The sequence below is a fragment of the Bradyrhizobium sp. BRP23 genome (genome assembly GCF_020194135.1).
GTDB classification, from domain to species: domain Bacteria; phylum Pseudomonadota; class Alphaproteobacteria; order Rhizobiales; family Xanthobacteraceae; genus Bradyrhizobium; species Bradyrhizobium yuanmingense.
Map to the genome: position 1 here is coordinate 268414 of NZ_JADYVW010000008.1, position 22481 is coordinate 290894.

The following is a 22481-nucleotide window of genomic DNA, read 5'->3' on the forward strand; positions in this document are numbered from 1 at the left end:
CCCCATAGCAACGCCAATCAAAACTTAAAACGGCATTCCCATCATCTTCGACAGGCGCTCGATCGAGAGATAGCCGGCATGATAGGCCGCAAGGCCAATGCCGAACACGATTGCCGAGATGATCGTGGTCCAGATCAGCTTGTGCCCCATGCGGGTGAGGATGGGAGCACCGGGGTCGGTGCCGGGCGCGCCAACACCGTCCTCGTGCTGGCTGCGCACGCCGAACGGCAGCGTCACGAACAGCATGACCCACCAGAGCACGAAATAGATCGCGAGCCAGGTTGAAATCTGGATGGCCATGACGCGGCCCTATGCCTGCTCGATCTCGACGAGGGCGCCGGAAAAATCCTTGGGGTGCAGGAACAGCACCGGCTTGCCGTGGGCGCCGATCTTCGGCACGCCGTCGCCGAGCACCCTCGCGCCCTCCTTCACCAGCGTGTCGCGCGAGGCGATGATGTCGACTACCTCGTAGCAGACGTGATGGATGCCACCGTCGGGATTGCGCTCGATGAACTTCGCGATCGGCGAGGCCTCGCCGAGCGGCTCGATGAACTCGATCTTGGTGTTGGGCAGGGTCGCGAACACGGTGGTGACGCCGTGCTCGGGCAGCGGCACGGCCTCGGAAATCTGGGCGCCGAAGGCCGCACCGTAGATCTTCGCGGCCTTGACCGCATCCTTGGTCGCGATCGCGACATGGTTGAGCCGGCCCAACATGTTCCCCTCCCTATACCGTCAGTACATGTACCAGACAGGGGGGCTTTTTGCCCCAATGTTCGTTGATCACGGCCCGGACAGCGCGTCGCACCGACTCGGCCAAGGCGTCCGAATCGCGCCGGCGCGCCCTCGGCAGGCCTTCGATGGTCGACATCACGGCATCGAAGACGATGTCGTCGAAGGTCTCGCCGGCCCTGTTCTTTTCGGGGATGCCGACCAAATCGAGCTCGGGATCACCGGCGAGCTCACCCTGCGCGGTCATGGCGATGGCGACGAAGGCGCAGCCGGAGAAGCCCATGCGGCGCCGCTCCACGACGGCACGGGACTTGGAGTCTTCCAGGATCGTGCCGTCCTTGTACAGACGTCCCGACGGCACCTCGCCGACGATGCCGGGATCGCCCGGGCCGAGCTTGACGAGGTCGCCGTTGCGGCAGACCAGCACGCGCGGCACGCCGGCGGCGCGGGCGAGCTTGGCGTGCTCATGCAGGTGCAGAGCCTCGCCGTGAACCGGGATCAGGAGCTGCGGCTTCACCCAGGAGATCATATCGCGCAGCTCGTCGCGGCGGGGATGGCCGGAGACGTGGACCAGCGCATCGCGGTCGGTGATGACCTCGACGCCCTGCAGCACCAGATTGTTGATGATCGAGCCGACCGCCTTTTCGTTGCCGGGAATGGTGCGCGAGGAGAAGATGACGCTATCGCCGCGGTTCAGCGTGATTTCAGGATGGTCGTCGTTGGCAATGCGGGCCAGCGCGGCGCGCGGCTCGCCCTGGCTTCCGGTGCACAGCGCCAGCACCTTGTCCTGCGGCAGGTGGCCATAGACCTCGGGCGAGCGGAAATTCTGCACGCCCTCGAGATAGCCGGTCTCGCGCGCGACCTGCACCACGCGCTCCATGGCGCGGCCGACCACGACGACCTCGCGGTCCGCGGCCCTCGCGGCGTCAGCCACCGCTTTGACGCGAGCAACGTTGGAGGCGAACGTCGTCACCGCGACGCGGCCCTTGGCGGATTTGACGAGGTCGATGATGGTTCGGGCGACCTCGGCCTCCGAGGGCGAACGGCCGTCGCGCACGGCATTGGTGGAATCGCCGATCAAGGCGAGCACGCCCTCTTCGCCCAATTCGCGCAGCCGCTTCTCGTCGGTCGCGGCTCCAAGCGTCGGGGTCGGGTCGATCTTCCAGTCGCCGGTGTGCAGCACGATGCCGGCGTCGGTGTGGATCGCCAGCGCATGCGCTTCCGGAATCGAATGCGCGACCGGAATGAACTCGACGTTGAACGGACCGATATCGACACGGCCGCCTGAGGGCACCACGGTGACCGGAATCTCGGGCGCGTTGCGCTCGGCGGCGCATTTGGCCTCGAACAGCGCAGCGCTGAACCTGGTGGCGTAGATCGGGCATTTCAGCTTCGGCCAGAGGTCGATGATGGCGCCGAAATGATCCTCATGGGCGTGGGTCAGCACGAGGCCCATCAGGTTCTTGCGCTCCTTCTCCAGGAAGGAGATGTCAGGCATGATCAGGTCGATGCCGGGCAGATGCTCCTCATCGCCGAAGGAGACGCCGAGATCGACCGCAAGCCAGGCGCGCTGGTGACGGTTGCCGAGGCCGTAGATCGACAGGTTCATGCCGATCTCGCCGACGCCGCCGAGCGGCGCAAACACCAATTCGTCCGGCCTTGCCATCACGCTGCTCCCACCGAAGCGACGGGGCCGAAGAACACCTCGCCGGCCGCCACCGGCACGAGGCGGCCCTCCGCGGTGCGGACGATCAGGCAGCCGGTGTCGTCGATCGTGTCAAAAACACCTTCCAGCGTCATGGTTCCCGTATGGATGGCAACCTTTTCGCCGAGGCCGGCGGCGCGCTCCAGCCAGAGCCTGCGGATCTCGGCAAAGCCGCGGCCATTGTCCCAGATGCCGCGGAACTCGACCCAGGCATCCGACAGCGCCATGAATAGCTCCTCGGCGCTGATCTGGACGCCGAGGGCGGCCAGCGACACCGCGGGCGTCGGGGTGCCCTCGGGCGCGGCGACCACATTGGTCCCGATGCCCACCACGACGGCAAGGCCGCCACCGACGGCCTCGGCCTCAAGGCCAATGCCGACCAGCTTCTTGCCGCTGGCGAGCACGTCATTCGGCCATTTCAGCGCGTAGCGGGGCCGGCCTTCGCCGAGACGGAGCGCGGCCTCGAGGCTCACCTTCTCCAGTGCCGCCTCCTCGGCCAGCCCTGCGGCAAAGCCGAGCGTGGCGGCGACGGCGGGGGCGACGTCCATAACTTCGAGGATGCTGGCGGCGAGATTGCCGCGCGGCGCGATCCAGGCGCGCTGGCGCCGGCCGCGGCCGGCGGTCTGCTCGGACGTGACGAACCACATCGGGCCGCGCTCGCCGGCCCTGGCGTGTTCGATCGCCTCGCTATTGGTCGAGCCGGTCCGTTCGAACGCCGCGAGCCTGTAGCCCGCAGCCGATGCGCGAGGACCGAGCGCGAAGGCCATCCTAGAACAACGACTTTGCCGCGGCGGAGGCGACGCTCACCACGGGCCCCGCGAACAGCGCAAACAGGATATTGAACAGGCCCGCCACCGCCAGCACCGTCCGCACCTCGATGCGCACCGGATCGACCCGGCCGGCCGGCTCGTCGAAATACATCGTCTTGACGATCGCGAGATAATAGTAGGCGCCGACCACGCTGGTCAGCACGCCGATGACGGCGAGCGTGAACAGGTTCGCCTTGATGGCGGCGACGAAGACGTACCATTTGGCGAAGAAGCCGGCGAGCGGCGGAATGCCGGCGAGCGAGAACAGCAGCATCGCGAACATGAAGGCGAGCAGCGGATTGGTGCGCGACAGGCCGGCGAAATCGCTGATCTGCTCCACGGCCTGGCCGTTGCGCTTCATCGCGAGGATGATGGAGAACGAGCCCAGCGTCATCGCGACATAGATCACGATGTACATCAGGACGCCCTGCGCGCCTTCCACCGTGCCGGAGGCAAGGCCGACCAGCGCAAAGCCCATGTGACCGATCGAGGAATAGGCCATCAGGCGCTTGATGTTGCTCTGGCCGATCGCGGCGAAGGAGCCGAGCGCCATCGAGGCGATCGACACGAACACCAGGATCTGCTGCCATTGCGAGACGATGCCGGGGAATGCGGTGAGCGTGACGCGGGTGAAGACGGCGAGCGCGGCGACCTTCGGCGCCGACGCGAAGAAGGCGGTGACCGGGGTCGGCGCGCCCTCGTAGACGTCAGGCGTCCACATGTGGAACGGCACGGCCGAGACCTTGAAGCAGAGGCCGACGAGCAGGAAGACGAGGCCGAACACCAGGCCGACATTCGAGACCGTCGCGGCCGCGGCGATGCCGGTGAAGCTCACCGTGCCGGTGAAGCCGTAGACCAGCGAGGCGCCGTACAGCAGCATGCCCGAGGACAGCGCGCCGAGCACGAAGTACTTCAGGCCGGCTTCGGTCGACTTGGCGTTGTCGCGGTTCGAGGCTGCCACGACGTAGAGCGCCAGCGACATCAATTCGAGGCCGAGATAGAGCGAGATCAGGTCGCCGGCCGAGATCAGCACCATCATGCCGAGCGTCGAGAGCAGCACGAGGATGGCGTATTCGAAAATCCGGCGCGACGGGTCTGACAGGAACTCGGTCGACAGGACGAGCGTCACGGCCGAGCCGATCAGGGCCAGGATCTTCATGAAGCGGGCGAAGTCGTCGACGATGAAGCTGCCGCCGAACGTCACCTGCTTGCCCGCGGGCTGCATGTAGACGAGCGCGCCGACCACGATGAGGAGCAACACCGCCAGCGACGTCACGGTCCTGGTCGTCTCCTGCCCGCGATAGGCGCCGAGCATCAGAAGCGCCATAGCGCCGACCGCGAGCACGAGCTCGGGCAGCACCGGCGCCAGTTGATAACCTGCACTCGAAAAGCTCATGGCGATATCCTGACCTGCCCGATCACTGGAGCAGTGCGGCGGCCTTCACGGCCGTCACGGCGGTATTGTAATTGTTGACGAGTTGCTGGACCGAGGCGGCCGACATGTCGAGCACCGGCTTCGGATAGACGCCGAACAGGATCGTCAGCGCGATCATCGGGAAAAGAATGACGCACTCCCGCAAGGTGAGATCCTTCATGCTCGCCAGCTGCGGCTTGACCAGCGCTCCGAACACGACCTTGCGATAGAGCCATAGTGCGTAGGCCGCCGAGAGGATCACGCCGAAGCTGGCGAAGAACGCGGTCGGGATCGAGACCTTGAAGGTGCCGAGCAGCGTCATGAACTCGCCGACGAAGCCGCTGGTGCCGGGCAGACCGACATTGGCCATGGTGAACACCATGAAGGTCATCGCATAGAGCGGCATCCGGTTGACGAGACCGCCATAGGCCGCGATCTCGCGGGTATGCAGGCGGTCGTAGACGACGCCGACGCAGAGGAACAGCGCGCCGGAGACGATGCCGTGCGAGATCATCTGGAACACGCCGCCGGCGACGCCCTGCATGGTGCCGGCGAAGATGCCCATGGTGACGAAGCCCATATGCGCGACCGAGGAGTACGCGATCAGCTTCTTCATGTCCTCCTGCATCAGCGCCACCAGCGAGGTGTAGATGATGGCGATGGCCGAGAGCGTGAACACCAGCGGCGCGAAGTCGTGCGAGGCCAGCGGGAACATCGGCAGCGAGAAGCGCAGGAAGCCGTAGCCGCCCATCTTCAGCAGGATCGCGGCGAGGACCACGGAGCCCGCGGTCGGTGCCTCGACGTGCGCGTCGGGAAGCCAGGTGTGCACCGGCCACATCGGCATCTTCACCGCAAAGGACGCGAAGAAGGCGAGCCACGCCCAGGTCTGCAACGACCGCGGCACGGCGGTGTGCATCAGGGTCGGGATGTCAGTGGTGCCGCCGTTCCAGTACAGCGCCATGATGGCAAGCAGCATCAGGACCGAGCCGAGCAGCGTGTAGAGGAAGAACTTGAACGAGGCATAGACCCGGCGCGGACCGCCCCAGACGCCGATGATCAGGAACATCGGGATCAGGCCGCCCTCGAAGAACAGGTAGAACAGCACGAGATCGAGCGCCGAGAAGGTGCCGATCATGAGCGTTTCCAGAATCAGGAACGCCATCATGTATTCGCGGACGCGGTTGGTGATCGCCTTCCAGCTCGCGACGATGCAGAACGGCATCACGGCGGTGGTGAGGATCACGAGCGGCAGCGAGATGCCGTCGACGCCCATGTGGTAGGTGATGCCGGTGGCGAGCCAGTTCGCCTTCTCGACGAACTGGAAGTCGGGGTTGCTGGGGTCGAAGCGCATGACCAGGATCACCGACACCGCGAAGGTGATCAGCGTGGTCCAGAGCGCGATCCAGCGCGAATTGCGCCGCGCCGCCTCGTCGTCACCGCGGCTCAGATAGACGATCAGCGCGCCGACCAGGGGCAAGAACGTCGTGACCGAAAGAATGGGCCAGGTTGTCATTTACTGGCCTCCAAAGCCGAACATGAACCAGGTGATCAGGCCGGCAGCGCCGATCAGCATGGCGAATGCATAGTGATAGAGATAGCCGGTCTGGATCTTGACGACGTTGCGGGTGACGTCCAGCACGCGGGCCGAGACGCCGTCGGGGCCGAAGCCGTCGATGATGAAGCCGTCGCCCTTCTTCCAGAGCTGGTAGCCGATCCACTTCGCCGGGCGGACGAAGATGACGTCGTAGAGCTCGTCAAAGTACCATTTGTTGAGCAGGAACTGGTACAGCATCGGCTGTGTGTTCGCGAGCTCGACCGGCAGGTAGGGCCGGCGGATGTAGAACAGGTAGGAGACGAGGAAGCCCAACACCATCATCACCGTCGGCAGGAAGGCGATGGTCTGAGGGATGTGGTGCATCTCCTCGATGATGTGCGGGTTCATCTTCACGGACTCGCGGAAGAACTCCTCGACCCCGTGACCGGCGAACAGCTCCTTGAACGGCAGGCCCGCGACGAACGAGCCGACCGCGAGCACGCCGATCGGGATCAGGATCCAGAGCGGAGCCTCATGCGCGGCATCGTAATGATGCTCGTCATGCGGCTCGCCGTGGAAGGTCTTGAAGATCAGGCGCCAGGAGTAGAACGAGGTCAGGCCGGCGGCGATGATCGTCATCAGGAAGCCGTACACCGCGAACGGATTGTGCGAGGCGTAGGCGGACTCGATGATCGCGTCCTTTGAGAAGTAGCCGGCGGTGAGCGGGAAGCCGGTCAGCGCCAGCGTGCCGACCACCATCACGGCATAGGTGTAGGGAATCTTCTTCCAGAGGCCGCCCATGTTGCGGATGTCCTGCTCGTGGTGCATCGCGTAGATCACCGAGCCAGAGCCTAGGAACAGCAGCGCCTTGAAGAAGGCGTGGGTGAACAGGTGGAACATGCCGACCGAATAGGCCCCCGCCCCCATCGCCACGAACATGTAGCCGAGCTGCGAACAGGTCGAGTAGGCGACGATGCGCTTGATGTCGTTCTGGACGAGGCCGATGGTCGCGGCGAAGAACGCCGTGGTCGCGCCGAAGAACATCACGACGGCCTGGGCATTCGGAGCGAGTTCGAACAGCGGCGACAGGCGCGCCACCATGAAGACGCCGGCGGTGACCATGGTCGCGGCGTGGATCAGCGCCGACACCGGGGTCGGGCCTTCCATCGCGTCCGGCAACCAGGTGTGCAGCAGGAACTGGGCGGACTTGCCCATCGCACCCATGAACAGCAGCAGACAGGTCAGGGTCAGCGCGTCGGCGTGCCAACCGAGGAAGTTGATGGTCTTGCCAGTGAGGCCGGGCGCGGCGTGGAAGATGGTCTCGAAATCGGTCGAGCCGACCAGCATGAAGACCGCGAAGATACCGAGCGCGAAGCCGAAGTCGCCGACGCGGTTGACCACGAAGGCCTTGATGGCGGCAGCGTTGGCCGAGGGCTTCTGGTACCAGAAGCCGATCAGCAGATAGCTGGCGAGACCCACGCCTTCCCAGCCGAAGAACAGCTGCACCAAATTGTCGGCCGTCACCAGCATCAGCATGGCGAAGGTGAACAGCGAGAGATACCCGAAGAAGCGCGGCCGGTTCGGGTCCTCGTCCATGTAGCCGATGGAATAGAGGTGCACGAGCGAGGACACGGTCGTCACCACCACCAGCATTACGGCGGTGAGCGTATCGACGCGCAGCGTCCACCAGACTTGGAGATCGCCGGAGAAGATCCAGGGCAGCAGCTGGATCCTGTAGTCGTGATGCATGAAGCCGACGTCGACCAGCGTCATCCAGGACAAGGCCGCCGAGACGAACAGCAGCCCGGTGGTGATCAGCTCGGCTGCGCGCGAGCCCGCCGCCGGCGGCTCGGTCGGGCCATGGCCGTGATCGTCGTGAGCGTCGTCGTGATGGCTCTCGTGGATGACGGAGGCATCCTCGTTGATCTTGTCGGACGCATGGGCATGCGCGCCATGGCCGTGGCCGCCGTGATGATCGAGCTCGTCGCCCGAGGGGTTGCGGGCATGCGCGCCGAACAGCGCGATCAGGCCAGCCAGAATGGCGCCCAGCAGAGGCAGAAAGACAATTGCCTGAACCATGACTTACTCTTTCCGCATGATCTGGTCGGAAAACCGGTACCCACTTTTCCGGATCATGCGATCAGCCCTTCATCAGATTGACGTCCTCAACCGCGATCGAGCCGCGGTTGCGGAAATAGACCACCAGGATGGCGAGACCGATCGCAGCTTCGGCAGCCGCGACCGTCAGCACCAGCAGCGCGAAGACCTGGCCGACGATGTCGCCGAGGAAGCTCGAGAACGCCACGAGGTTGATGTTGACCGAGAGCAGGATCAGCTCGATCGACATCAGGATGACGATGATGTTCTTGCGGTTCAGGAAGATGCCGAGGATGCCGAGCGTGAACAGGATCGCGCCGACCGCCAGATAGTGTCCGAGCCCGATCGTCATTTCACCCACTCCGCCGCGTCCGCGTCCGAGAGCCCCTGCCCCGGCGCCACCTTGCGCACCGCCATCGCGATGTCGGGCGTGCGCGCGTTCTGAACGTTGATGTCCTGCCGCTTGACCTTCTCCTTGTGGCGCAGCGTCAGCACGATGGCGCCGATCATGGCGACCAGGAGCACCATGCCCGAGAGCTGGAAGTAGTGGATGTACTTCGTATAGAGCACGAGACCGAGCGCCTCGGTGTTGCTGACGTTGGCCGGGATCGCCGCCGTGATCGTCTTGGAGACGCCGGGGTTGATGACCCAGAAGCCGACGGTGAGCAGCAACTCGAACATGAAGATGCCGCCGATCACGAGGCCGACCGGCAGGTACTCGATGAAACCCTCGCGCAGCTCGAGGAAGTCGACGTCGAGCATCATGATCACGAACAGGAACAGCACCGCGACCGCGCCGACATAGACGACGATCAGCATCATGCCGAGGAATTCGGCGCCCATCAGCACGAACAGGCCGGAGGCGTTGACGAAGGCCAGGATCAGGTACAGCACGGAGTGCACGGGATTGCGCGAGACAATCACCATCACAGCCGAGGCGACGCAGACGCCGGCGAAGAGATAGAAGAACAGCGCGGGAAGGATCATGCCCTCACCTCACCGGTACGGCGCGTCGAGCTCGATCGCCTTGGCGATCTCGCGTTCCCAGCGGTCGCCGTTGGCGAGCAGCTTGGCCTTGTCATAATAGAGCTCCTCGCGGGTCTCGGTCGCGAACTCGAAGTTCGGGCCTTCAACGATGGCATCGACCGGACAGGCCTCCTGGCAGAGGCCGCAATAGATGCACTTCACCATGTCGATGTCGTAGCGCACGGTGCGGCGGGTGCCGTCGTTGCGGCGCGGGCCGGCCTCGATGGTGATGGCCTGCGCCGGGCAGACCGCCTCGCACAGCTTGCAGGCGATGCAGCGCTCTTCGCCGTTCGGATAGCGGCGCAGCGCGTGCTCGCCGCGGAAGCGGGGCGAGATCGGGCCCTTCTCGAACGGATAGTTCAGCGTCGGCTTCGGCTGGAAGAAATAACGCATGGCGAGGAAGAACGCCGAGACGAATTCCGACAGCAGAAGCGAGCGTGCAGTGGCGTTGACGTTGATACCCATGACGGCCCTCACTTCGGCGCGATGCCGGCGAAATGCAGCACGCCGGCCACCACGATCACCATCGCCAGCGACAGCGGCAGGAACACCTTCCAGCCGAGGCGCATCAGTTGATCGTAGCGGTAGCGCGGCACGATCGCCTTCGCCATCGCGAACAGGAAGAACATGAAGAACAGCTTCAGCGAGAACCAGATGATCCCCGGCACCCAGTTGAAGGGCGGCAGGTCCACCGGCGGCAGCCAGCCTCCGAGGAACAGGATCGTCGCCAGCGCGCACATCGTGACGATTGCGACATACTCGCCGAGCATGAACAAGAGGTACGGCGTCGAGCCGTACTCGACCATGAAGCCGGCGACGAGCTCGGATTCGGCTTCGACGAGGTCGAAGGGCGGGCGGTTGGTTTCCGCCAGCGCCGAGACGTAGAACACCACGAACATCGGGAACAACGGCCAGACGTACCAATTCAGGATCGTCAGCTGCGGCAGCCCGATCAGGCTGGCAAGGCCCCGCGCGTGCTGGGCCTCGACCACCGCCGTCAGGTTCAGCGTGCCGGCGCAGAGCAGCACGGTGATGATGACGAAGCCGATCGAGACTTCGTAGGACACCATCTGCGCGGCCGAGCGCAGCGCGGCGAGGAAGGGGTATTTCGAGTTCGACGACCAGCCGGCCATGATGATGCCGTAGATCGACAGCGACGAGATCGCGAAGATGAAGAGGACGCCGACATTGATGTCGGCGATCACCCAGCCGAGATTGGTCGGGATCACGGCCCAGGCGGCGAGCGCGAGCACGCATGAGACCAAGGGAGCAAGAAGAAACACGCCCTTGTTGGCGCCGGCCGGGATGATCGGCTCCTTCAGCACGAACTTCAACAGGTCGGCGAAGGATTGCAGCAGGCCCCACGGGCCGACGACGTTCGGGCCGCGGCGGATCTGCACCGCCGCCCAGATCTTGCGGTCGGCGAGCAGGATGTAGGCGATCGCGACCAGCAGGACGACGAGCACGAGGACGCTCTGCGCGACCATGATGATCAGCGGCCAGAGGAACCCGGTCCAGAATGCGCTTTCGAAGAATTCCATCAGATCACGCTCACTCCGCTGCGGTCAGCATCTGCCCGGAGGCGAGGCGCGAGCATTCCGCCATCACGGCGGACGCACGCGCGATTGGGTTGGTCAAATAGAAGTCCTCGACCAGAGGCTTGAACGGCGCCTTCTCGGGCGAGCCGCCCTTGCCCGCCAGCTTCTTGATCTGGTCGGCCGAGCCGGCCTCGATCTGGTCGAGACGGATCAGATGCGGCACGGCCTTGAACACCGCTTGGCGCAGGGCTTGAAGCGAGTCATAGCCGAGCTTCTTGCCGAGTGCTTCCGACAGTGCGCGGATGATCGCCCAGTCCTCGCGGGCCTCGCCCGGCGGGAACGCGGCGCGGCCCGTCATCTGCACGCGGCCTTCGGTGTTGACGTAGATCGCGGACTTCTCGGTGTAGGCGGCCGCCGGCAGGATGACGTCGGCGCGGTGCGCGCCGCGATCACCATGGGTGCCGATATAGACGACGAAGGTGCCGTCAGGCGCCTTGATCTCGTCGGCGCCGAGCAGGAACAGCAAGTCGAGCGTGCCGAAGGTCGTCATCTGCGCAGCATTGAGGCCGCCGCTGGTTGCGGCAAAGCCGATGTCGAGCGCGCCGACGCGCGAGGCGGTCTCGTGCAGCACGCCAAAACCGTTCCAGCCGTCCTTGACTGCGCCGACATCGAGCGCGAGCTTGGCGCTGGCGGCGAGAATGGCGGCGCCGTCGTGACGGGCGGCCGCGCCCGCACCGACCAGGATGATCGGATTCTCAGCGTTCTTCAGCACGTCCATGAAGGAATGCTTGCCGGCCGCGAGCTCGGCCAGCGTCTCGGTACCGGCACCGAGGTGGTCGAAATCATAGGTCAGGTCGGCCTTGGCACCGATCACGCCGACCTTGAAGCCGCCGGCGCGCCAACGCTTGCGGATGCGGGCGTTGAACACGGCCGCCTCTTTCCGCGGGTTCGCGCCGATGATGAGCAGCGCGTCGGCCTGCTCGACGCCGGCGAGCGTCGGATTGAAGATGTAGGAGCCGCGGCCGAGCGCCGGATCGAAGGCGTCGCCGCCCTGCACCGCCAGATTGCCCGAGCCGTATTTGCCGAGCAGGTCCTTCAGCGCGAACATCTCCTCGACGCCGGCGAGATCGCCTGCGATCGCGCCGATGCGCTTGCCGTCGGTGCGCGCCGCCTTGGCGGCGATCGCAGCGAAGGCTTCGGTCCAGCTCGCTGCGCGCAGCTTGCCGGCTTCGCGGATATAGGGCCGGTCGAGACGCTGGGTGCGCAGGCCGTCGACGACGTGCCGGGTCTTGTCCGAGATCCACTCCTCGTTCACGGCCTCGTTGATGCGCGGCAGGATCCGCATCACCTCGCGGCCGCGGGTGTCGACGCGGATCGCAGAGCCGACGCCGTCCATGACGTCGATCGACTGGGTCTTGCCGAGCTCCCACGGGCGCGCCGCGAAGGCATAGGGTTTCGAGGTCAGCGCGCCGACCGGGCAGATGTCGACGAGGTTGCCCTGCAATTCCGAGGTCAGCGCGTGCTCGAGATAGGTCGTGATCTCCATGTCCTCGCCGCGGCCGGTAGCGCCCATCTCGGGCGCGCCGGCGACTTCCGCCGAAAAGCGGACGCAGCGCGTGCACTGGATGCAGCGGTTCATGGAGGTCTTGACCAGCGCGCCGAGATATTTGTCCTCGACCGCGCGCTTGTTCTCGGCGAAGCGGCTGGTGTCGACACCATAGCCCATCGCCTGGTCCTGCAGGTCGCACTCGCCGCCCTGGTCGCAGATCGGGCAATCCAGCGGATGGTTGATCAGAAGGAATTCCATCACGCCTTCGCGTGCCTTCTTCACCATCGGCGAACGCGTCGAAATCTCGGGCGGCTCGCCCTTGGGGCCCGGACGGCAGTCGCGCACGCCCCAGGCGCAGCTCGCGACCGGCTTCGGGCCGCCCTTCACCTCGACGAGACACATCCGGCAATTGCCGGCGATCGACAGCCGCTCGTGATAGCAGAAGCGCGGAATCTCGGCGCCAGCCGCCTCGCACGCCTGAAGCAACGTGTACTCGGCGGGGACATCGATCTCTTTGCCGTCGATGATGAGCTTGGTCATGTCTCTTACTCCGCCGCGACCATGTTCACGGGATCGCGGACCCCGATGTCATCGACATCGGCCTTGTGCGAATATTGGTCGATGCGCGCTTCGATCTCGTGGCGGAAGTGCGTGATCAGGCCCTGGATCGGCCAGGCCGCGGCGTCGCCGAGCGCGCAGATGGTGTGGCCTTCGACCTGCTTGGTGACCTCGAGCAGCATGTCGATCTCGCGCTTGTGGGCACGGCCTTCGGCCATGCGGGTCAGGACGCGCCACATCCAGCCTGTGCCTTCGCGGCACGGCGTGCACTGGCCGCAGCTCTCGTGCTTGTAGAAATAGGAGATGCGGGCGATCGCACGGATCAGGTCGGTCGACTTGTCCATCACGATCACCGCGGCGGTGCCGAGGCCCGAGCGCAGCTTGCTCAGGCTATCGAAATCCATCGGCGTGTCGATGATCTGCTCGGCCGGCACCATGCGCACCGACGAGCCGCCGGGGATCACGGCCTTGAGGTTGTCCCAGCCGCCGCGAATGCCGCCGCAATGCTTCTCGATCAACTCACGGAACGGGATGCCCATAGCCTCTTCGACGTTGCAGGGCCGCTCGACATGGCCGGAGATGCAGAACAGCTTGGTGCCGACATTGTTCGGGCGGCCGATGCCGGCGAACCACGCCGCGCCGCGGCGCAGGATATCGGGCGCAACGGCGATGGATTCGACGTTGTTGACGGTGGTCGGGCAGCCGAACAGACCGACATTCGCCGGGAACGGCGGCTTCAGCCGCGGCTGGCCCTTCTTGCCCTCGAGGCTTTCGAGCAGCGCGGTCTCCTCGCCGCAGATATAGGCGCCGGCGCCGTGGGCGACGTAAAGGTCGAACGGCCAGCCGTTGAGATTGTCCTTGCCGATCAGCTTGGCTTCATAGGCCTGGTCGATCGCGGCCTGAAGGCGCTCGCGCTCGCGGATGAACTCGCCGCGGACATAGATGTAGCAGGCATGCGCGTTCATCGCGAAGCTCGCGATCAGGCAGCCCTCGACCAACAGATGCGGATCATGCCGCATGATCTCGCGGTCCTTGCAGGTGCCGGGCTCGGATTCGTCGGCGTTGACGACGAGATAGCTGGGACGGCCGTCGGTCGATTCCTTCGGCATGAAGGACCATTTGAGACCGGTCGGGAAGCCGGCGCCGCCGCGGCCGCGCAGCCCTGAGGCCTTCATCTCGTTGATGATCCAGTCGCGGCCCTTGTCGATGATGTTCTTGGTGCCGTCCCAGGCGCCGCGGCGCCGCGCACCCTCGAGCCCCCAATCGTGGAGGCCGTAGAGGTTCTTGAAGATGCGGTCCTTGTCCTCGAGCATATCAGTGCTTTCCGATCAACGAATGGACTGCTTGTAGGCAAGTCCGGCGGCGCAGACGGCGAAGAACAGCGCCCAGAGCAGACTGGTCTCCTGCGACGCGTTCATGAAGTAACGCTGCAGCAGGAACATGAAGGCAGCCGCGATCGCGGCGTGCATGGCGACGAAGCCCCATTTCTTCACGGCCGCGGTCCCTCCGGTTACGACGAGATCACGCATCAGGTGATCTCCTTGAGCGTGGTCGGTCCGGTCATCGGCGCCGAGAATTGGCGGCCGTTCTGCGGACCGGGCTTGGGCGGATTGCCCGAAGCGAAGCCATCGAGCACCTTGCCGAAGCTTTCCTTGGTCAGGTCCTCATAGGTGTCCTTGCCGATCAGCACCATCGGCGCGTTCACGCAGGCGCCCAGGCACTCCACCTCCTCCCAGCTGAAATTGCCGTCCTTGGAGAGATGGAAGGGCTCGTGATGGATGCGGTGCTCGCAGACGTGGATCAGATCCTCGGCGCCGCGTAGCCGGCACGGCGTGGTGCCGCAGACCTGGACGTGGGCCTTCTTGCCGACGGGGGCGAGCTGGAACATGGTGTAGAAGGTCGCGACCTCCAGCACGCGGATATAGGGCATGTCGAGCATGTCGGCGATGACGCGGATCGCGGCCTCCGACACCCAGCCCTCGTTCTGCTCCTGCGCGCGCCAGAGGATGGCGATGACGGCGGAGGCCTGACGGCCTTCGGGATATTTCGCGATCTGCTGCCGGGCGAATGCGAGGTTCTCCTCCGTGAACGCAAAGCTCGCGGGTTGGACTTCCTTCGGTGCTAATCGGCGAACGGACATCTCTTCAATCTCTCACTGCATGCGGCGCGCGGTCTTGGTATCCAGGTTCTTGGCGTTCATGGCCTCGATCCTGTCCTGCCAGAATGCGCTTGCGGTGCCGAAAACGTTGTAGCCGACGTGGGTCGAGACCTTGATGCGGTCGAGGATCGACAGCTCGGTCACGGTTTCCATGCGGTTGCTGCGCGGATCGAACACGATCAGCTTCAGTGGGGTCTGTTCGAGGATGAAGCGCGACACGGCGTGCGAGCGGTCGCTGCCGTGCTCCTCGCACATGATGACGCTGTCGGCCTGAAGCAGCCGTGCCCCGCCCTTGATCGCCTCGATCTCGACGCCCTCGACGTCGAGCTTGATCAGGTACTTGCCGGTGGCCGCGACCTTGCCGTCCTCGATCAAATTGTCGAGCGCGATCACCGGCACCTCCTCGCCGCCCGCCGACTGATCGCCGGCGATGCTGAAGGCCTCGTGCTTGGTGCCCGACAGACGCGCGGTGCCGCGCGCCGCGCCGATCGCGCATTTCATGGTCTCGAAGCGGCCAGCGTTGATGCGGGCATTGTTGGCGAGCTTCGAATAGTTCTGGCCCGACGGCTCGATCGCGATCGCCTTATGCGCGCCGAACGGCTTGCTCGAGACCAGCACCGACCAATAACCGTAATTGGCGCCGCAATCGAGCAGCGTGTAGTCGACGTCGATGGAATCGGCGAACAAGAGCTCGAGCTCGTCCTCGTAAATGTAGGAGCGGTTGAGCAGCTTGCTCCAATAGCCGTCGCCGTAAGGGAATTCGAACACCGCGTCGGGATTGAGCCTGATCGCGATGTTGCGCTCGGGCAGCGTCTTGCGCAGCAAATTCGCGCAGGCGATGTAGCCCATATGCGAGAAGTGCGAGGAGATCTTCGATCCCGTCACCAGCGCCAAGGCAGCCGTCCGCTCCCACAGGTTCGCCCCTTCAAGGGCCCCCGAGGCACGGTCAAACTGGATTGGCGCCTGCGCCATCACCGATCGACCTCTCCGAACACGATGTCGAGCGAGCCCAGGATCGCCGAGACGTCGGCCAGCAGATGGCCGCGGCAGATGTGATCCATCGCCTGGAGATGCGCGAAGCCCGGCGCGCGGATCTTGCACTTGTAGGGCTTGTTGGTGCCGTCGGCGACGAGATAGACGCCGAACTCGCCCTTGGGCGCCTCGACCGCGGCGTAGACCTCGCCGGCCGGCACGTGGACACCTTCGGTGTAGAGCTTGAAGTGGTGGATCAGCGCTTCCATCGAGCGCTTCATCTCGCCACGGCGCGGCGGCGCGACCTTGTTGTCTTCGACGACGACCGGGCCCTTGCCGTCAGGCGCGTTCAGCTTCTGGATGCACTGTTTCATGATGTGCACGGACTGGCGCATCTCTTCCATGCGGATCAAATAGCGATCGTAGCAGTCGCCGTTCTTGCCGATCGGAATGTCGAAATCCATCTCGGCGTAGCACTCATAGGGCTGCGACTTGCGCAAGTCCCAGGCCGCGCCCGAGCCGCGCACCATCACACCCGAGAAACCCCATTCCCAGGCTTCCTTGAGCGGCACCACGCCGATGTCGACGTTGCGCTGCTTGAAGATGCGATTGGCGGTGAGCAGACGGTCGAGATCGTCCACAACCTTGAGGAACGGATCGCACCAGGCCTCGATGTCGTCGACCAGCTTCTGCGGCAGGTCCTGATGCACGCCGCCGATACGGAAATAGGCCGCATGCATGCGGCTGCCCGAGGCGCGCTCGTAGAACACCATCAGCTTCTCGCGCTCTTCGAAGCCCCACAGCGGCGGGGTCAGCGCGCCGACGTCCATCGCCTGCGTGGTGACGTTGAGCAGATGCGAGAGGATGCGGCCGATCTCGCAATAGAGCACGCGGATCAGCTGGCCGCGGCGCGGCACCTCGATGCCGAGCAGCTTTTCGGCGGCGAGGCAGAAGGCGTGCTCCTGATTCATCGGCGCGACGTAGTCGAGCCGGTCGAAATAAGGGATCGCCTGCAGATAAGTCTTCTGCTCGATCAGCTTCTCAGTGCCGCGGTGAAGCAGGCCGATATGCGGATCGACGCGCTCGACCACTTCGCCGTCGAGTTCGAGCACGAGGCGCAAAACGCCGTGCGCCGCCGGGTGCTGCGGTCCGAAATTGATCGTGAAGTTACGGAGATTCTGCGGTTGCTCGTTCATGATCAGACCTTCGGCCCCGCTTTTTCATCGCCCGGAAGCACCGGATAGTCGGCACCTTCCCAAGGGGATAAAAAGTCGAACTTGCGGAATTCCTGGTTGAGGCGGACCGGCTCGTACACCACCCGCTTCTCCTGATCGTCGTAGCGGACCTCGACGAATCCGGTGAGCGGGAAATCCTTGCGCAGCGGATGGCCCTCGAAGCCGTAGTCCGTGAGGATGCGGCGCATGTCGGGATGGCCGACGAAGAACACGCCGTAGAGGTCGTAGGCTTCGCGCTCGAACCAGTCCGCGCCCGGGAAGACGTCGATCAGCGAGGGCACCTGCGTGGTCTCGTCGGCTTGCGCCTTGAGCCGGATGCGCGCGTTCAAGGTCGGCGACAGGAAGTGATAGATGACGTCGAAGCGCTTCTCGCGATCCGGATAGTCCACCGCCGTGATGTCGGTGATGTTGACGAACCGGCAGTTCGGGTCATCGCGGAGGTACTTGACCACCTCGACGATCCTGGCGGCCTCGACGTCCACGGTGAGCTGGTTGAAGGCCACCGAGTGACCGGTCGCGGCGCCCGGAAGCGCGCTAACGATCGTCTGCCCCAGGGCGTCGAGCTTGGCGTCGTCCATGACGTAAAACCTTAGCGTTCGATGGTGCCGGTGCGCCGGATCTTCTTTTGCAGCAGCAGCACGCCGTAGAGCAGCGCCTCCGCCGTGGGCGGGCAGCCCGGCACGTAGATGTCGATCGGCACGATGCGGTCGCAGCCGCGCACGACCGAGTAGGAATAGTGATAATAGCCGCCGCCATTGGCGCAGGAGCCCATCGAGATGACGTAGCGCGGCTCGGGCATCTGGTCGTAGACCTTGCGCAGCGCCGGCGCCATTTTGTTGGTCAGCGTTCCCGCCACGATCATCACGTCGGACTGACGCGGCGAGGCACGCGGGGCGAAGCCGAAGCGCTCGACGTCGTAGCGCGGCATCGAGACCTGCATCATCTCCACCGCGCAGCAGGCGAGACCGAAGGTCATCCACATCAAAGAGCCGGTACGCGCCCAGGTGATGAGGTCGTCGGTCGCGGCCACGAAGAAGCCCTTGTCGGACAGCTCGGAATTGACCTCGAGGAAGAACGGATCATTGGCCCCGACCGGCTTGCCGGTCGAAGGATCCAGAATGCCCTTCGGGGCCGGTGCGATCACCGGACCTGCGGACTGTGTAGCCGGGTTCAATCCCATTCGAGGGCCCCTTTCTTCCATTCATAGGCGAACCCGACCGTCAGCACGGCGAGGAACACCACCATGGACCAGAAGCCGGTCGCGCCAAGCTTGCCGAACGCCACCGCCCAGGGAAACAGAAACGCCACCTCGAGATCGAAGATGATGAAGAGGATGGCGACGAGATAGAAGCGGACGTCGAACTTCATGCGGGCGTCGTCGAAGGCGTTGAAACCGCACTCGTAGGCCGACAGCTTTTCGGGATCCGGCTGCTGGAACGCCACGATGAACGGCGCGATCAGCAGCACGAGGCCGATCAGGCCCGCTACCCCTATAAAGACGACGAGTGGAAGATAGTTCTGCAGAATGCCGCTCATTGGCGAGCCCTTTTCCCGCAGCCTCGGGACAGCCACGGATTCGTCCGATTTGGAATTATTCTGAGCCTTAGCGCAGTGCACCAATGGGCGCAAGACACGCTCTTTTCAGGCCCTTTGCCGCCCCCAGAACGGTGAAAATCCCGGAATCACCCCGCGGCTGGTATGGAGCAGATCGCCCCACCCAGCAAGGGCTGCCACGGTCTCGCAGGTCAGCCGTTCTGAGATTGCGGCACTCGGGCCGAGGCAGCTATCGCTGCGCGCTGACCGACCAAATGCTCGGGCTTTGATGCAGCGCCGCAGGGGCAATTCCCCCGTTGTCGCGGCGACCGATTTGCCGATCGGCGCGGCCAGGACACCCATGCTGGTGCGGCCGCTGCAGGTGCAGGAAAGACCTGTCCACAGCTCAGAGTAATCGGAGGAGCCATGCGTCATCACAGGACCAGGGCTCGTCCGGCGAATGTGCCCGCGATTGGCTCCAAGCCGGTCGCGGGCGCGGCGGCGACCTGCCGGTCGCTCGCGCCGCGCCCGGATGAGCTTTGGGCCGGGGGGCATGGCCCGCGAGCTCATCGTAACCGCAGATCAGCGGACGCCCAGGTGGAGCCGAGCGAACGTCACGATCGGTTGCGCTTCGTCCCAGAGCCTTCCGGCCCTGCCCTCGCCTGTCCTCACCATTTGTAGGAGACGCTGGCGGTGACGCGCCGACGGTCGCCGTAGAAGCAGGACGTGGACGACGCGCAGCTTGCGACATAGATCTTGTCGGTCAGGTTGATCACGTTCAGCGCCGTCCGCCAGTTCTGCCATTCATAGTGGAGCGCGAGATCGCCGAGCACGACCGCGGGAACCTCGAGCGTGTTGGCGGTATCGGCCCAGGACGAGCCGATGTAACGTACGCCGCCGCCGAAGCCGAAGCCCGCGAGCGGTCCGTCCTTGAAGGTGTAGTCGGCCCAGCCGGACACCAGGAGTTCGGGCGTGTTGGTCGGTGTCTTGCCGACGAGCGTCGGATCGAGATCCTTGCTCACAAAGAGATTATAGGCCGTGAAGGCACCGATGAACTTCAGCTCCTTCGTGGCATTGGCCACCGCCTCGAGCTCGATGCCGCGCGAGGTCACCTCGCCAGTCTGGTTCTGCAGGAGCGGAACGCTGCCCGGCACCGTTGTCGGGACATTCTGACGGACAAGGTCGAACGCCGAAACGGTGAAATAGCCGTCGAATCCGACCGGCGCAACCTTCACGCCGATTTCGGCCTGCTTACCGGTCTCCGGCAGGAAAAGCTGGTTCGACGCATTAAGGCCGATGATTGGATTGTAGCTCGTTGAATAGGAGACGTAAGGCGAGATGCCGTTGTCGAAATTGTAGATCAACCCGGCGCGGCCGCTGAACCTGCTGTCGTCGCGGCTGGCGACGGTGGCGCCGGTGTCCCGGGCTTCCTGCGTCGTCTCGACCCAGTCATTGCGGCCGCTCAGCACCAGCGTGAAATTGCCGAGCTTCATCTGGTCCTGAACGTAAGTACCAGCCTGTTTCTGCGTGATGAGGAAGTTGCGGAACGGCGAGCCGGGTAGCGGAACCTCAGCTCCTCCGTAGGCCGGATTGAAGACGTTGATCGAGGGCACACCGAACCCGAAGGCCTGGTAATCGTCGATTTGATAGCCCCGCAGATCGACACCGAACAGCATCGTGTGCCTGACGGCGCCGGTGTTGAAACGATACTCCAGCTGGTTGTCGAGATTGGCCTGATTCGCGGTGTTTTTCGCATACCAGTTATAGCGGCCCATCGTCGCCGTGTTGATGTTGTCCCAGCCGTTGCCGACATAGCCGCGATAGGTGATGTCGACATGCGCAAAGCGCGCGTTCTGACGGAACGTCACATCGTCGGTGAGATGACGCTCGAACTGGTAGCCGAGCATCTCCTGCTCGCGCGTGAACTTATCGACACTGGGATCGCCGACGAAGAAGCTGGTCGGGATCTTGCCGAACGGCGCGCTGGTCACCGTGCCCTGATAGGGCAGGAAGTTGATGCCGCGGGTATCCTGCTTCGAGGCCGACGCCAGCACCGTGAAGGTCGTGTCGGCATCGGGCTTCCACGTGACCGACGGCGCGATGAAGTAGTTGTTGTCAGGTGTGAAGTTGACCTGCGTACCGCCGTTCTGGACCTGGCCGACCACGCGCGCGAACAGCTTGCCGTTATCAGGACTGGTCGCAACCGGACCGCCCATGTCGAAGCTGACATAGGCGTTGCCGAAGTTGTTGACGCCGGTCTCGATGTAACGGATCGGTTCGGCCGGCGGCATCTTGCTGATGACGTTGACGATGCCGCTCGGGCTCGATCCGCCATACAGCACCGCCGACGGACCGCGCAGCACCTCGACACGCTCCATGTTGGGCGTCTGCAGCTTCCAGCTCGCATAGGACGTGTAGAACAGCTGCATGCCGTCGAGGAACAGCCCAATGTCCTCGGACTTGAAGCCGCGGATCAGCCACCAATCGTTGCGCGTGTCCGTACCGAAAGTCCCTGCCCGCACGCCGGCGGTGTAGCGCAGAACCTCGTCGAGCTTGTTCGGCTTCTGGTCGCGGATCTGCTCGGCACCGATGACGGACACCGCCTGCGGCGTCTCCATGATCGGCGTGTTGGTCTTGGTGCCCGACGAGCTGCGGCCGGCGACATAGCCATTCACCGGCCCGCGCGGCGTCTCGACGAAGCCGACGTCGCGCCGTGGCTGCGGCCTGTTCGAGGCAGGGGTCTGCGCCGAGATCCGCGTCGCGCGGCGCTGAGGCGTCGCCGCGGTGCGGCGGCGCGCTTCCGGCGCCGTGACCGTCACCGGCGGAATGTTCTGCGCGCCACTCTGCGCGGAAGATTGTGCAAGCGATGCCTGAGGCATCAAAACCCAAGCGGATGCGGTCGCCAACACGGCCGACCGCAGCATTCCAAGACTGTTCAACGCGCCACCCCAAAGCTGCATGTTTCGATGCGTCATGCCGCCTGTCCCCGGAACGGCATGCGCTCGCGATGACGCTTATGTGAGGGCGCGGGAATTCCCTAATTGAATGCTTCTTAGAAGGACTCTTAGAAATGCTCCAATATTTCCGTATGTTGCTGCAACATCAGCGGGCTTCGGCGGCGATCACCGAAAGACGATCAGGCGGCCAAACGGCGCCCCAGACCAGCCCAGCGCGGCCGTGCGAATGAAACTTGCCGGCCGGGCGAGATGAAACCATTTTGCGGAACCCGCGAAACCATCCGGAAACAGACGGCGCTTAGAAGATGAGCCCGTAGACGACGGCAAAGCCGTCGGGAGGCTCAGATGAACCACTCAATTCATTCTGCTGATCGTGCGACCCACCTGAAGATCGTGGTGGTGGCGCTGGTGGCCGGCATTGCCGTGGCCGGCTTCGGGATTGCGGCCCGCACCCATGCCGATTACAGCCAGACCGCCCAGTCCACCCAGGTCATCAAGGCCGGCAAGCCGGTGGTGGTGACCAGCGCGGGCACGTCCGAGATTCGCTGAACAACCGAAAAGGTCCGGTTTGATACCAAACGGCCGCCTTCAGGCGGCCTTTTCGTTCGGTTTCACCCATGCGACGGCGCCGCGGGGGATGTTGCCTCCGCCAGGCGCGAGAGGAGCG

Annotated in this window: 22 protein-coding genes; 1 reads left to right on the forward strand and 21 read right to left on the reverse strand. The window is 64.4% G+C overall.

Annotated features, from left to right (window positions below; translation table 11 throughout):
• Window positions 1-24: 24 nt before the first annotated feature.
• From I6F24_RS23035 to I6F24_RS23135, 21 genes are all read right to left on the reverse strand, one after another.
• A complete protein-coding gene (locus I6F24_RS23035; RefSeq protein WP_025036606.1) occupies window positions 25-300 on the reverse strand; it encodes a DUF1467 family protein in 276 nt (91 codons plus the stop codon).
• A gap of 9 nt (window positions 301-309) precedes the next feature.
• Window positions 310-714, reverse strand: coding sequence for a methylmalonyl-CoA epimerase (mce, locus tag I6F24_RS23040; RefSeq protein ID WP_036010154.1), 405 nt, complete (start codon window positions 712-714; stop codon window positions 310-312).
• Window positions 715-724: 10 nt separating this feature from the next.
• Window positions 725-2395: a ribonuclease J gene (locus I6F24_RS23045; protein ID WP_036025330.1), complete on the reverse strand. Its 1671-nt coding sequence runs from the start codon at window positions 2393-2395 to the stop codon at window positions 725-727.
• Window positions 2395-3201, reverse strand: a complete 807-nt coding sequence (locus I6F24_RS23050) for a biotin--[acetyl-CoA-carboxylase] ligase (RefSeq protein ID WP_036025332.1) — start codon at window positions 3199-3201, stop codon at window positions 2395-2397. The genes I6F24_RS23045 and I6F24_RS23050 overlap by 1 nt, the downstream gene beginning before the upstream one ends.
• A gap of 1 nt (window position 3202) precedes the next feature.
• Window positions 3203-4639 (reverse strand): NADH-quinone oxidoreductase subunit NuoN, encoded by a 1437-nt coding sequence (nuoN, locus tag I6F24_RS23055; protein WP_225151800.1) that lies wholly within the window; start codon window positions 4637-4639, stop codon window positions 3203-3205.
• Between the two features lie 22 nt (window positions 4640-4661).
• Window positions 4662-6170 (reverse strand): NADH-quinone oxidoreductase subunit M, encoded by a 1509-nt coding sequence (locus tag I6F24_RS23060; RefSeq protein ID WP_036025336.1) that lies wholly within the window; start codon window positions 6168-6170, stop codon window positions 4662-4664.
• Window positions 6171-8270, reverse strand: a complete 2100-nt coding sequence (gene nuoL, locus I6F24_RS23065; protein WP_036025339.1) for an NADH-quinone oxidoreductase subunit L — start codon at window positions 8268-8270, stop codon at window positions 6171-6173.
• A gap of 61 nt (window positions 8271-8331) precedes the next feature.
• Complete coding sequence (gene nuoK / locus I6F24_RS23070; RefSeq protein WP_036010170.1) at window positions 8332-8640, reverse strand: NADH-quinone oxidoreductase subunit NuoK; 309 nt, start codon at window positions 8638-8640, stop codon at window positions 8332-8334.
• Window positions 8637-9275, reverse strand: coding sequence for an NADH-quinone oxidoreductase subunit J (locus I6F24_RS23075; RefSeq protein WP_036010173.1), 639 nt, complete (start codon window positions 9273-9275; stop codon window positions 8637-8639). The genes nuoK and I6F24_RS23075 overlap by 4 nt, the downstream gene beginning before the upstream one ends.
• Before the next feature lie 9 nt (window positions 9276-9284).
• On the reverse strand, window positions 9285-9773 hold the full coding sequence (gene nuoI / locus I6F24_RS23080) for an NADH-quinone oxidoreductase subunit NuoI (RefSeq protein ID WP_027550624.1): 489 nt from the start codon (window positions 9771-9773) through the stop codon (window positions 9285-9287).
• A gap of 14 nt (window positions 9774-9787) precedes the next feature.
• Complete coding sequence (nuoH, locus tag I6F24_RS23085) at window positions 9788-10855, reverse strand: NADH-quinone oxidoreductase subunit NuoH (protein WP_085969087.1); 1068 nt, start codon at window positions 10853-10855, stop codon at window positions 9788-9790.
• 10 nt (window positions 10856-10865) lie between these two features.
• Window positions 10866-12941 carry an NADH-quinone oxidoreductase subunit NuoG gene (gene nuoG, locus I6F24_RS23090; RefSeq protein ID WP_036025342.1) on the reverse strand — a complete coding sequence of 692 codons (2076 nt, stop codon included), beginning with the start codon at window positions 12939-12941 and terminating at the stop codon, window positions 10866-10868.
• 5 nt (window positions 12942-12946) lie between these two features.
• A complete protein-coding gene (gene nuoF, locus I6F24_RS23095; RefSeq protein WP_036025343.1) occupies window positions 12947-14272 on the reverse strand; it encodes an NADH-quinone oxidoreductase subunit NuoF in 1326 nt (441 codons plus the stop codon).
• A 15-nt stretch (window positions 14273-14287) separates the two neighbouring features.
• Window positions 14288-14488 carry a hypothetical protein gene (locus I6F24_RS23100; RefSeq protein ID WP_050991808.1) on the reverse strand — a complete coding sequence of 67 codons (201 nt, stop codon included), beginning with the start codon at window positions 14486-14488 and terminating at the stop codon, window positions 14288-14290.
• The gene (gene nuoE / locus I6F24_RS23105) at window positions 14488-15099 is read right to left on the reverse strand and encodes an NADH-quinone oxidoreductase subunit NuoE (protein ID WP_036025344.1); all 612 of its coding nucleotides are present in this window, start codon (window positions 15097-15099) and stop codon (window positions 14488-14490) included. The genes I6F24_RS23100 and nuoE overlap by 1 nt, the downstream gene beginning before the upstream one ends.
• 12 nt (window positions 15100-15111) lie before the next feature.
• The gene (locus tag I6F24_RS23110) at window positions 15112-16089 is read right to left on the reverse strand and encodes an FkbM family methyltransferase (protein ID WP_036025345.1); all 978 of its coding nucleotides are present in this window, start codon (window positions 16087-16089) and stop codon (window positions 15112-15114) included.
• The gene (locus I6F24_RS23115; protein ID WP_036025346.1) at window positions 16089-17285 is read right to left on the reverse strand and encodes an NADH-quinone oxidoreductase subunit D; all 1197 of its coding nucleotides are present in this window, start codon (window positions 17283-17285) and stop codon (window positions 16089-16091) included. The genes I6F24_RS23110 and I6F24_RS23115 overlap by 1 nt, the downstream gene beginning before the upstream one ends.
• Before the next feature lie 2 nt (window positions 17286-17287).
• Entirely contained in the window at window positions 17288-17902 is a 615-nt protein-coding gene (locus tag I6F24_RS23120; RefSeq protein ID WP_036010195.1) for an NADH-quinone oxidoreductase subunit C, read from the reverse strand.
• A gap of 11 nt (window positions 17903-17913) precedes the next feature.
• Window positions 17914-18498, reverse strand: coding sequence for an NADH-quinone oxidoreductase subunit B (locus tag I6F24_RS23125; protein WP_172783815.1), 585 nt, complete (start codon window positions 18496-18498; stop codon window positions 17914-17916).
• Complete coding sequence (locus tag I6F24_RS23130) at window positions 18495-18860, reverse strand: NADH-quinone oxidoreductase subunit A (protein ID WP_008136158.1); 366 nt, start codon at window positions 18858-18860, stop codon at window positions 18495-18497. The genes I6F24_RS23125 and I6F24_RS23130 overlap by 4 nt, the downstream gene beginning before the upstream one ends.
• A 665-nt stretch (window positions 18861-19525) precedes the next feature.
• The gene (locus I6F24_RS23135) at window positions 19526-21781 is read right to left on the reverse strand and encodes a TonB-dependent siderophore receptor (RefSeq protein ID WP_225143280.1); all 2256 of its coding nucleotides are present in this window, start codon (window positions 21779-21781) and stop codon (window positions 19526-19528) included.
• A gap of 378 nt (window positions 21782-22159) precedes the next feature.
• Here I6F24_RS23135 and I6F24_RS23140 point away from each other — a divergent pair, with 378 nt between their 5' ends.
• Complete coding sequence (locus I6F24_RS23140) at window positions 22160-22363, forward strand: hypothetical protein (protein WP_036010204.1); 204 nt, start codon at window positions 22160-22162, stop codon at window positions 22361-22363.
• Window positions 22364-22481: the final 118 nt, after the last annotated feature.